Annotated in this window: 6 protein-coding genes; 1 reads left to right on the top strand and 5 read right to left on the bottom strand. The window is 35.4% G+C overall.

Features of this window, described 5'->3' with window-relative positions; genetic code table 11:
* Nucleotides 1-27 precede the first annotated feature (27 nt).
* From BUE22_RS23225 to BUE22_RS23205, 5 genes are all read right to left on the bottom strand, one after another.
* On the bottom strand, nucleotides 28-1,311 hold the full coding sequence (locus tag BUE22_RS23225) for a DUF4861 domain-containing protein (protein WP_073398340.1): 1,284 nt from the start codon (nucleotides 1,309-1,311) through the stop codon (nucleotides 28-30).
* Nucleotides 1,312-1,357: 46 nt separating this feature from the next.
* Nucleotides 1,358-2,428 (bottom strand): glycoside hydrolase family protein, encoded by a 1,071-nt coding sequence (locus BUE22_RS23220; protein ID WP_073398339.1) that lies wholly within the window; start codon nucleotides 2,426-2,428, stop codon nucleotides 1,358-1,360.
* A 285-nt stretch (nucleotides 2,429-2,713) separates the two neighbouring features.
* Nucleotides 2,714-4,249 carry a sialate O-acetylesterase gene (locus BUE22_RS23215; protein WP_073398353.1) on the bottom strand — a complete coding sequence of 512 codons (1,536 nt, stop codon included), beginning with the start codon at nucleotides 4,247-4,249 and terminating at the stop codon, nucleotides 2,714-2,716.
* A 169-nt stretch (nucleotides 4,250-4,418) separates the two neighbouring features.
* A complete protein-coding gene (locus BUE22_RS23210) occupies nucleotides 4,419-5,954 on the bottom strand; it encodes a RagB/SusD family nutrient uptake outer membrane protein (RefSeq protein ID WP_073398338.1) in 1,536 nt (511 codons plus the stop codon).
* A gap of 6 nt (nucleotides 5,955-5,960) precedes the next feature.
* Nucleotides 5,961-9,104, bottom strand: a complete 3,144-nt coding sequence (locus tag BUE22_RS23205) for a SusC/RagA family TonB-linked outer membrane protein (protein ID WP_073398337.1) — start codon at nucleotides 9,102-9,104, stop codon at nucleotides 5,961-5,963.
* Between the two features lie 359 nt (nucleotides 9,105-9,463).
* Here BUE22_RS23205 and BUE22_RS23200 point away from each other — a divergent pair, with 359 nt between their 5' ends.
* Nucleotides 9,464-12,268, top strand: coding sequence for a glycosyl hydrolase (locus BUE22_RS23200; RefSeq protein ID WP_073398336.1), 2,805 nt, complete (start codon nucleotides 9,464-9,466; stop codon nucleotides 12,266-12,268).
* The last annotated feature ends 4 nt before the right edge of the window (nucleotides 12,269-12,272 follow it).

The following is a 12,272-nucleotide window of genomic DNA, read 5'->3' as shown; positions in this document are numbered from 1 at the left end:
GTATTAGTAGTTAGTTGTTTTTTTTGGTTATTTCACCTCAACTTTAATTTTTGCTGACAATTGTTTCGCTAAATCCGTAACATAGCTGGTAAAATAAGCTGAATCTTTAAAGTTTTTATCTGCACTTAATTCCCATGCGGCGATTGGGTAATAACTAATTTGCTGATTATTTTTTACGTTTAATTTTATTAGATAAGAATCTGTTAATTGTCCGCTTTTTGGTGCTTCGATGTATCCTTTATAAACATCTTTCGGAATAATTACGGCTGTTCCTAAAATCCATTGGCGATCATAGGTTAGTTTATCGTGCTGTATAAAACACACAAAATCTCCTGAATCAATTACTTGCAATGGGTTTTTATTGTTTAAGTTAGAAAGCGTTATAAGCAACGTTTCGTTTCCTTTTAAACCATTTAAAGAAACAGTGTTTTTATAACCATACATTCCTGGCCAGATCGAAGAAGTTTCTTGTGCGTCATAATTATTTCCGTCTATTTTCCAATTGTGGTAATTATAGCTTAAAAGGGAGTTTACCGGACCTTCGCTCACGATTTTGAAAGTCGTTTTTTCGATATTGTTTACAGTGTCATTGGCGATAATTCCGAGTCTGTTGATTTTATCCTCTTTTAATAATGCAAAACCACCTAATCCTGCCGAATTTCCAACGGGAAAAATATCTCTTCCCCAATCGTACATAACGTGATAATTGTCTTCAACGGCGCCTTTGCTGTTTATACCAACATCTTCCGGGGTTATTCCCGGCAATTTTTTCCCGAAAACGTCTTTAGAATTTCTTCCGTCTAAATAATGCCTAAAGCCTACTTTGTCGTTTTCCCAGGTTGGTCCGTCGGTTTGGTATTTTTGATATCCTAATTTTTTATGTATCTGATTTGCCATCAAAACTTCTTGTGTATCTGGATGAACCGGCATGTCTTTTCCTTCCCTTTTTCCAAAACGAACACTTGTTTTTACAGGAAATTTAGGATCTGTTTTCGACCATTTTAGTTCTAGGGTTTTGCTTTCGTTTGGAGCAAAATCAGCAACTAAAAATAATTCATCCCATTTTCCGTCTCCATCCAGATCATTTACCTGCGCCGGAATTGTATCTTTTTTATAAATCAAAATTGGATATTGGCTTGCCGCATCTTCAATAGAAAGCTGATTTCTTTTAATTGAAACTGCCTTTTGGAACAATGCCATTTTTGAAGAATTCTTTAAAACAATTTTGTTTCCTGCTGTTTTTTGCTGTGCGTTAGAGCTTGCAAAAACCAATGCCGTAAATGCTATTGGGAAATATAATTTAGTTTTCATTATTTATTTGTTTATGCTGTTTGTTTATCATAACAATTTAATCATTTTATACTATTCTAAAAATAAAAGCCGAAGCTGTTTCGTATTTCCCTCCCTGAGAAGCAGTAAACAAATAGGTTGCTTTTCCGTTTTGAAACAATAATTGCGGACGTTCTACACGGCCATATCGGTTTAAATATTTGGGTGCTTCGGGCTGTTTTATATATTTATCCAATGGTTGATAGGCTATTGAAGGATCGCTCCAGTGTATGCCATCGTCAGAATCCATATAAAGTCCGTGATCGATGCCGAAAACGCCCATATCTCTAGCCAACATTTTAAATTTCTTATTTTCGTACCATACAAAAGCATCTTCGCATTGCTGGTTATTTCCTAGTTTAGAAAAATCAATTAGCGGATTGTTTTCATATTTAATATAAGGACCTTCAAGGGTTTTTGAAATCGCCAACCCGTATTTTCTATTTCCTTTGATTTCAAATTTTGGATGCACATAATTTTCTGTATCCAATGATTTATAATACAGCCAATATTCGCCGTTTGGATGTTTTAAAAAGGATGGGTTTGTGGTTAAAAGATCGTCCCATTCTCCTTTTTCTCCCGGTAACAATAAAGGTTTATCGGGTCTTTTCCAAGGGCCATAAAGTGAATCTGAAGTTGCTAAACCAATGCGTTTGGTATCCATTTTTCCGTTAGAATTTCCCATAAAAAACAAGGCATATTTTCCGTCTACAAAATGGATACTTGGATTATGGCAGGTTGTGGCGTCCCAAAATCCTTCTCCTCGCGGTGCCAAAATGGTACTTATATATTCGTATGGCCCTTCGGGTTTATCGGCAACGGCATGTGCAATTTCTGAACTATTGATCCAGCCACTCATTCCTTTTGATTTTTTCCACCTCGAAAAAAACACATGGATTTTTCCATCCGGACCTTCAATCGGACTGTTGCACCAAACATAATAATCTTCAAATTCGAGTGCGCGTCCTACTGGTCGAAGCCTTTTTTCAAAATCTGAAAGTTTTGGATCTTCCGAAAAAATATTGCTTCTGACGGGAAATGGCAAACATAAAGCCATTAACGCGAGGGAATTTCCGATTATAAATTTTCTTCTGTTCATTTTTAGATTTTAGACTTTAGATTTTAGATTCATTACTATGGTATATGTATTTTGTTATCCCAAGGAACGCAATCAAAATCGCCAATCTTTGTCGAGTTGCGCGTGTGATCCCTCGTTCCTCGGGATGACAAACTTTGTGGTTACTTTGTCAAGCTTTGTCAAAGTTTAAAACTTTGACAAAGCTTATACAGATCTTTTTTCCACATCGCTATGTTTATTTAAAACAAGTGAAACGTCTTTTTACGTTTCTATTGACTATGTTTCTATGTGTTTAAATAATTACACTCAAAGTTTCTTCTCAACTTTATCAACCCAATCATCTGTTCTGAAAGGCGATGCGGGCAGGTTTTCATTATTGAATAAATTGGGTTCGGGAACTGCTTTCCATGCAAAACGAACGGCTGCTGGATTTTTTACTTTTAATGAAGAAACTATGATTGTTTTACCATCAATTTTAGCGTCGGCGGGATAAAAAACCTGATCTTCTCCGGCAATTTCAAATTCTTTTAGCCTTTCTCCTTCTTTCTTCAAACCTGAATCAGCATAATCAAAAAACAATTGTACTTTTTGTTTCTTGATTTTCATATTATTATAAATGGGTCCTGAATACACTAATTTGTTTTCGTTATAGGTTTTGGCTCTTGCCCATAAAGCAAGGCGATGCCCAACAGTTTGTTTGTCTATTGGGTGAATGTTGTTTGCGTCGCCAACATCTGTGGTAACAGCCATTCCGCTATTTGGTATCGTTTTTAAGGAAAATAATTGCGCTTCGCGAATGTCGGGAGTTTGTCCTTTGTGAGGTGTTATTTGTACATAATAAAAAGGGAAATCTCCTTGTTTCCAATCGTCTCGCCAGTTTTTTACCATTGCCGGAAAAAGTGTTCGGTATAAATTTGCCTGACCGGAATTGCTTTCGCCCTGATACCAGATTACGCCTTTCATCGTATAATTTATGAGTGGATATAACATTGCATTATAAAGCACATAAGAAGTTTTATTGGCTTCTTTTTTTGGCTTTTTTAATTCCAGTTTTGGAGCATTTGCAGCGCTTGCTATTTGTTGGTTTATGGAAGCTAAATAATAGGCTTCGAGTTTTTCCTGATACAATTTTTCATTTTTAGCATCTTGCTGTAAAATTGGCAAAAAGGAAATGTCTTTTTCCAACACATTTTGAGACGTCCAGGCTTCTGCTTTTGTTCCTCCCCATGAAGTGGAAATTAATCCGATTGGTACGTTTAGTTTTTGATACAATTCTCTTCCGAAAAAATAAGCCACGGCAGAAAATGTATTGATGCTTTCGGGCGAACATTGTTTCCATGAACCAATTACATCATCAAGCGGTTTTGGTGAGGCATTGGTTAAAACCGTAAATAACCTGATATTGGGAAATGAGGCATTTTTAACTTCTTCCTGATAATTTTTAACTCCGGTTTTCCAGGTTCCTTCTTCTTTTCCCACAGGAAAATACATATTTGATTGTCCGGAGCAAATCCAGACTTCGCCAATTAAAATATTGTTTAGTACAATTTTATTATTTGCGTTTATAGTAATTGTATAACCTTTTTCGCTTGCGTTTGGTATGTCAACCGTAACTTTCCAATTTCCATCCGTATTTGCTGTAGTTTCTATAACCGCATCTGACCATCCTAACTGAATGTTTATTTTTTCGTTTGGAGACGCCCATCCCCATAAATTAACTTTTGCATTTTGCTGCAAAACCATATTATCACTTACTAAAGCAGGTAGTTTGACCTGAGCTGTAAGAGAGAATTTTGCGCTAAAAATCAATAAAAATAAAAGAAACTTTTTTAAGTAAATCATCGGCATTGCGTTATTAAATCCTGAACTTTAAATTTAAAATAATTAAACACAAAAAGCATCCTGTGCTTTCCTGTTTATTTAGCATTAGAAAAATGCAAAAAAGCTGTCAAAAGAGACAGCTTTTTTCAAAAAAAACAAAATATAAAAAAAAATTGGGGGCAAAGTTTTTTTAGTCGTAACCAATATTCTGATCATACAGTCCCGGAACAGCAAGTATTTCAGACAACGGAATTGGATAAATCAACGCATTATTATCTATTGTTCTTATTTTTCCATCTGTATCTTCAACTGCTTTCCAGGCATTCATTATTTCTACTGCTTTACCAGATCTGATTAAATCAAACCATCTGTTTCCTTCAGAGAAAAATTCTTTTCTTCTTTCTGCAAACAATTCATCTAAGGTAATATTGGCAGCATTTGCCGTTACTCCTGCTCTTGTTCTAACCTGATTTACAATGGCATCAACATCGGCCTGGGAGCCTCCGCCTCCATGGAGCGTACATTCGGCCATCATCATTAATACATCTGTGTAGCGAATTACCATAAAATCTACGCCCCAGTCTTCACGACCGTTTCCGTATCTTGCGGGATCAATATATTTTTTGAAAACCGGTAGTGTATAACTTCCTTTGTATGTTCCTGAAGCTACTGTATAACTTGTAGCTATACCGAAAGCTTTTCTTTTATCGGTTGCTGCAAACATGTTTAAGAACTCGGTAGAAATTTCTTTGGCTTCCAATGATCCCTGTGCTGATAAATTGAAAGAAGCAAAATAAGGTTCATAGCCTAGTTCGACCATAAAATTACCTCCTACACTAAGCGGCAAACTTTGTGTGTACGGAATAGTCAAAACATTTTCTTTGTTTGCATTTCCTTCTACTTTAAAAATAGCATCATAATCTGCTCCAAACACGTATACGCCACTTGTTTTTATATCATTTAATTGTTGATACGCTTTATCCCATTCGTTTAAGCCAAGTGTAGCACCATCAATTCCGTAAGTCGGGCTTGAGCGTGTCATGTAAACAAGGCCTAATAATGCTTTTGCTCCGTATTTAGAAACTCTTCCGTAGTTTGCGGCATCGTATGACGGAGGAAGATCAGGAATAGCCTGTTCAAGATCTGAGATTATAAAATCATACACTTCTGTAACCGGAGTTCTTGGTATTTTAGCAGCTTCGGGAGCTGTCATTGTTCTTTCGATTAAAGGAACACGTCCAAACCATCTGATTAAATCAAAATAACAAAATGCTCTTAGAAAACGGGCTTCGGCAGCCATTGCTGTTTTATCTGCAGGATTTGTAAAAATCTGATCTCCTTTTTCTGCAATTTTTTCAAGCAACTGATTTGCTTTATTTATCGCATTATAATTACTTGTATACGCTTCTTTTATGTATGAATTAGAGCTAATGTTTGTATAAAAACTATTAATTCCTTCCCACTCCCTTGATGCGGTTGTGGTTGCATACAAATTATCGGATCTGGTTTCGCTTAAATTCAATACCCTGTTGGCATAACCATAAGTTCCGGCACCATGAAAAGCTACAGAATAAGTGGCGTTTCTGGCCTGTACGAAATCGCCCGGAGTAGCATAAAAATTCTCTATTGTTCCTTGAGACAAAGGCAACTGAGTCAATTCATCATTGCAAGAGGTAAAGGCAAATAATGCCAAAGCACTTGCAGCTAAATAAATATATTTTTTCATTTTCTTTTAATTAAAATTAATGTTAAGACCTAAAACAAGTGACTTTGCAAGAGGTGCTCCTCCATAATCTACCGGTACAGAAAAATCACTATTTGAACTTGCAGATGTATTTACGGCTTCCGGGTTGAAACCAACTTTGTACTTGTTCCAGTTGAACCAGTTTTCTCCGGTGATATAAAGCCTTGCATTGTCGATTCTGCTAAAACTTTTTACAGCTTCTCTTAAGTTAAAGCCTATTGAAATACTTCTGATACTTACATAATCTGATTTATACATCCAGTCAGAGTTTGCCTGATATCCAAATGAAGTTCTCCAGTTTCCTCTTACGGCCGGGTCAACGTCTAGAGAATTTTCTACAGATCCCATTCCGGTACGGTCAATTGCTCTTCCTGTCAATCCATAAACTGATCCTCCATTTTGTCCTTGTACCAAAATATTTAAATCAACATCTTTATATTTAAAAGTATTGGTGATTCCCCAAGTGTATTTTGGTGTTGGATTACCTAAATCTACACGATCTTCTGAGTTGATTTTTTTATCTCCGTTCTGGTCAATATATCTCGGATCTCCAAGAACTAGTTTGTTTCCTCCAATTGTAGTTCCGCCTCCATCAATATCAGCCTGTGTTACTACACCATTTTGCTGTAATCCGAAAATGGTATACATTGGTTTGCCAACTTCTAATTTTATAAACGGAACTCCTCCATCAAACGAATTACTGATTTCAATTTTAGACTGATCAGGACCTAAAGCCAGGACTTTATTTTCGTTATGACTTATATTTGCAGAAGTTCTCCATTCGAAATTATTTGTTTTTACGTTTAAAGAGTTTATCTCAAATTCCCATCCCTGATTTTGTACTTCTCCAACATTGGTTAAATAACTTGTAAATCCGGTTGCTCCAACGATTGGAACTCTTAAAAGTAATTCGCTGTTGTTTTTTCTATATACTTCGAAAGTTCCTGAAAGTCTGTTTTTTATAAATCCGAAATCTATACCTGCATCAACACTTCGTGATTCTTCCCAGTGTAAAGAAGGGTTAGCAATAGATGATGCACCCTGCCCGATTGCAGCTGCTCCTCCAATTGAATAATTATAGGAGGCAAGTGTGGCATATGAAGCATAACTTCCAATATTATTACTTCCGTTGATACCTGTACTGGCTCTCAATTTCAAATCACTAAGCCAATCAACATCTTTCAAAAATTCTTCTTGTTTTACTCTCCAGCCCAATGAAAGAGAAGGAAATACTCCCCATTGTCTGTCTGATCCAAATTTTGAAGAACCATCACGTCTGATACTGGCAGAAATCAGGTATTTTTCTTTGTAGTTGTATTGTAATCTGGCAAAATAAGAAAGTAATGTACTTTTTTCTGCATTTGTAGAACCTAATGATCCCGTTGGCAAGGTTTCTACAGTAGAACTGTTGTAAAGTGCTCCTGATGACAAAGTAGATCTCATGATTTCATACGAGCTGAAAGACTGTCCTAAAAGCAAATTAAAATTATGATTTCCAATAGACTGATCGTAGTTTAAAGTATTTTCATTTACTAAATTTTGTCTTCTGTACGTATTGTATGCTCCTCTAATACTTGCCTGAACATCGTTTGGTGTATAACTTTCGTTGGTATTATCTGAGTTGTCAAAATTGATTGTGCTTTTAAACGTAAAACCTTTTGCAAATTGATAACTGGCATAAGTAGAAATCAAGGTTCTGTACATAGAGTTTTTTCCTGTTCTTGCCAACGCATTTAGCATGTTGGTTGTACTGCTTCCCCACGCATATCTTGTGGTGTATTTTTCTCCGTCAGCATTTGATGCACTTTCAAAAACAGGAGTTGCAGTAAGAGCCTTAAATAATGTATTGTCTTTACCTTCAACACCCGGATCATTTTTTACAGAATATGAAGGTGCTATATTGATTCCCATTTTAAAAGAATCAGACAACTTTACATCAACGTTTGCTCTGGCAGAAAATAAAGTATAATCAGTACCTACGATATATCCGGTATTTTTTTGATAATTGGCAGATACGTAATAATTTACGGCTTCTGTCGCTCCCGAAACAGACAATTGATAGTTGCTAAATTCTCCTGTGCGGAAAACTTTATCCTGCCAATCGATATAATCTAACCCAGGATGTCCCGGCATATCCCATCTGTCATCATACAAATATGTGAAGTATCTTGAATTTGCAGTTGTAAGCGGGGCGGTTGGGTTTACTGCATTATAAGCCGCAATACGCTGCGCCGTGTTTTGACTCGCTGATGCACCTGCAATACCAGAACCAATCCATTGTGAATCGATCATGGTTTTGGCTCTGCCAATCCATTCTTCTGACGATAACATATCTACTCTGTTGGCTTCTTTATTAACCCCTCCGTAAGTGTTAAACGTAAATTTTGGTTTTCCTATTTTACCTCTTTTTGTGGTAATTAATACAACTCCGTTTGAGGCTCTTGATCCATAGATTGCTGCTGCCGCGGCATCTTTTAATACTTCGATCGAAGCCACATCATTTGGGTTCATATTATCGAGCGGACTACCACTTGAAAAACCTCCGTTGCTGTTTGATCCTTCGGTATAAATTGGAAATCCATCTACTACATACAACGGTTCGTTTCCTGCCGTGATAGAACCTGCTCCACGAATTTCGATACTAAAAGGCTGTCCCGGTAAACCTGTAGTTTGCTTAACACGAACTCCGGCTACCTGCCCTACTAATCCCTGATCTATTCTGGAAATAGGCCTTTCGGTAAAATTCTCTGTTTTAATACCTGAAATTGCTCCGGTTGTTAATTTTTTCTTTTGAGTTCCGTATCCAATAACTACAACTTCATTTAAATTTGAACTTTCAGTATCTAAAACAATGTTGTAAGTATTTGAAGTTCCAATTTTTACTTCTTTGGTTACAAAACCTATGAAAGAGAAAACAAGCGTTTCTCCTTCTGAAACCTTAACACTGTATTTTCCATCAAAATCAGTACTGGCCGCTCTTTTTGTACCTTTTACAAATACATTGGCTCCCGGTACCGAGAGTTTGGACGGATCTGTAACTGTTCCTGTAACCACTTTTTCTTGCGCATAACCCACAGAATGGAATAATCCAAACAGGGCTATAATCAGCAATAGATTAAAATTATTTTTCATAAAAAGTTTAATTTGGTTAATTAATTAGTTTAACCAAATTTATTTAGAAGGGAATCGCACAGCATCCTGTAGTATCCTGCTAACTATCAATATCTTATATTTTTATTTGTATTTTATTTAACAAAAAAGCAATATAAGTAACTGATTTACAATGCGAAAAATATAAATATCATATTAAAAATTTTATGCATTTATTTTTTTTAAATCCATATTGAAATTCATATAAATATAAATTATGATAAAAATATTAGCCAATTTTAAGATTATTTCATATTTCAAACAGGACGCTACAGGATGGCAATTTCAAGAAGGACTTTTACTTTTACTTTATTGGATAATCATCTTTTGAATCTTAAATAATGAGACTAATCAAAACCTATTTCTTTGTATTCTTTTGCATTGTATTGACTTGTCATTCTTTTGCACAGAAAAAATCTGAATCTCCATGGCCAAATTCTACCAATATCAATCAGCCGTGGGCACGTTGGTGGTGGATGGGAAGTGCGGTTGATAAGCCAAATTTGAAGAAAAGTCTTTTAGATTTTCATAATGCCGGAATTGGTGGTGTAGAAATAACTCCCATTTATGGCGTAAAAGGAGAAGAAAATAATTTTATAGATTATCTGTCTCCAAAATGGTTAGAAATGCTGGATTATACCATTCACATTTCAGATAGTCTGCACATGCAGGTAGATATGGTTTTAGGAACCGGCTGGCCTTATGGCGGATCTCATGTTACACTGCAAAATGCCGCAACTAAACTAATTATCGAAAAATATCAGCTTAAAAAAAATGAAACTATTGACAAGAATATAGTACTCGAAAACACAAAAGAAAAAGTACCTCCCGAGCTTTTATATGTTGTCGCTTATGGAAATGACGGAAGTTATGTAAACTTAACAGATCTGTTAAAAGATAAAAATTCAAAAGTAAACGACAAAGGAATTGAAGGAAATCCTGTTTCGCTGCAGAATCCGCTAAAACCAAATAAATTAAAATGGAAAGCTGTTAAAACAGATTATACGATATATGCTGTTTTTAGCGGAAAAACCGGTCAACAGGTTAAAAGAGCGGCTCCTGGAGGAAGCGGCTATACTTTAGATCATTATTCTGAGGAAGCATTGAATGCTTACGTTGTTCCGTTTAATAGTGCTTTTAAAGGTCGCGAAGGAAAAATAAGAGCTATTTTTAATGATAGTTATGAAGTGTACGGAACTGATTTTACTCCGAAATTCTTTGAGGAATTTAAAACTTTAAGGGGCTATGATTTAAAACAACAAATGCCTCTTTTATTAAATGAAACCGATAACGAAATTGGTAACCGAATAAGAAGTGATTACAAACAAACGATTGCCGATTTATTACTCAATAAATTTGACAAACCATGGACAGCATGGGCAAATTCCAAAAACTTTAAAACAAAACTTCAGGCGCACGGTTCTCCCGGAAACCTGATCGATTTGTACGCTTCGGCAGATATTCCGGAATGTGAAACTTTTGGTTCTATGCCTTTTGATATTCCGGGTTTTAGACGTGAGAAAGAAGACATCCGTGAGGGTGATGCTGATCCGGTTATGCTAAAATTCTCCTCTTCGGCAGCACATATTTCAGGGAAAAATCTGGTTTCTTCTGAGACTTTTACATGGTTGAGAGAACATTTCAAAACAGCTCTATCTCAATGTAAACCTGAAGTTGAAGACTTGATGTTAAATGGTGTAAATCATGTTTTTTTACATGGATCAACTTATTCCCCTACAAGAGCTGCGTGGCCAGGATGGCAATTTTATGCTTCGGTAAATTTTAATGCCAACAATAGTATTTGGGAAGATGCTCCTACTCTTTTTTCTTATATTTCTAATTGTCAATCGTTATTGCAACAGGGAAAACCAGATAACGAAATTTTGCTTTACTGGCCCATTTTTGATGTTTGGGACCAATATCAAAAAGGTAACTTATTTTTTCAATTTAAAATACATTCGTTATCAGAATGGTTACACGGAACATCTTTTTATGATACTACAAAAAGCCTTCTGAAAAAAGGATATGGAGTTGATTTTATATCGGATAACTTTATTACTGAAGCAAAGGTTATTGATGGAAAGATCAGTTTGCCGGGTGGAACTTTTAAGTCATTAATTATTCCGTCCTGTAAAAAAATGCCGCTTGCCACTTTGCAAAAATTAATAGCCTTAAAAAAACAAGGTGCAATTATTATTTTTGAAGGATTACCAGAATCTGTTCCCGGATTTAATGATTATAAAAAACAGGAACAAGAACTTCAAAATCTTTTAAAAAAGAATAATGAATTTGTAAAACCGGTTTCGGATATTTTTATTGCTTTAGAAAATGCAAAAATACAGCCGGAAACACTTGTAAATTCTGGTTTAAAATTCATCAGAAGAGATGTTAATAGTGAAAAAATATATTATTTGGTAAACCATACTCCTAAAACAGTTGATGAATTTATTCCGTTACAAATTGGAAATAAAGAAGTTATTATTCTGGATCCATTAACGAAAGAAGCCGGAAATGCAATTGTAAAAAAATCTGGTTCGAATACTTTAGTAAAAATTAAAATTGAACCGGGACAATCTTATTTTTTAAAAACAGAAAATACGGCTTCTCAAAAAAAATGGAATTATTATGAACCTGTAACTGAAGCTATTTCTTTAAAAGGAAACTGGAAAATTAACTTTGATAAAGGCGGACCAAAATTACCCCCAGGCGCAACAATTTCAACTCTGGAATCCTGGACTAAATTAAGTCCGGAAGCTGAAGCTTTTTCAGGATCTGCGACTTACTCTTTGGAATTTGAAAATCCGAATAATAAAATAGAAAACTGGAATTTGAATTTGGGCGATGTGCGCGAAAGTGCAAAAGTCTGGATTAATGATGAATTTATTGGAACTGCATGGTCTGTTCCTTACAAACTGAATATCAAAAATTTAAAATCCGGAAAAAATATTTTAAAAATACAAGTCACTAATCTTTCTGCCAACATGATCAGGGATAAAGAATTAAAAGGCGAAGAATGGAAGATTTTTTACGAAATAAATATGGTTGATAAAGATTATAAAAAATTTGACGCCACAAAATGGAATCCAATGCCTTCGGGGTTGTTGGGGCCGATCACGATTACGCCATTAAAACTACAAACTAATTAACCGA

The organism is Flavobacterium pectinovorum (assembly GCF_900142715.1).
Lineage (GTDB): Bacteria > Bacteroidota > Bacteroidia > Flavobacteriales > Flavobacteriaceae > Flavobacterium > Flavobacterium pectinovorum.
The sequence above is the reverse complement of the archived record's forward strand: the minus strand, read 5'-3'. Positions and strand labels throughout refer to the sequence as shown.

Excerpts from the sequence above, each read along its gene's own strand:
- BUE22_RS23225 (WP_073398340.1), bottom strand. The coding sequence starts at position 1,311 with ATGAAAACTAAATTATATTTCCCAATAGCATTTACGGCATTGGTTTTT.
- BUE22_RS23220 (WP_073398339.1), bottom strand. The coding sequence starts at position 2,428 with ATGAACAGAAGAAAATTTATAATCGGAAATTCCCTCGCGTTAATGGCT.
- BUE22_RS23215 (WP_073398353.1), bottom strand. The coding sequence starts at position 4,249 with ATGATTTACTTAAAAAAGTTTCTTTTATTTTTATTGATTTTTAGCGCA.
- BUE22_RS23210 (WP_073398338.1), bottom strand. The coding sequence starts at position 5,954 with ATGAAAAAATATATTTATTTAGCTGCAAGTGCTTTGGCATTATTTGCC.
- BUE22_RS23205 (WP_073398337.1), bottom strand. The coding sequence starts at position 9,104 with ATGAAAAATAATTTTAATCTATTGCTGATTATAGCCCTGTTTGGATTA.
- BUE22_RS23200 (WP_073398336.1), top strand. The coding sequence starts at position 9,464 with ATGAGACTAATCAAAACCTATTTCTTTGTATTCTTTTGCATTGTATTG.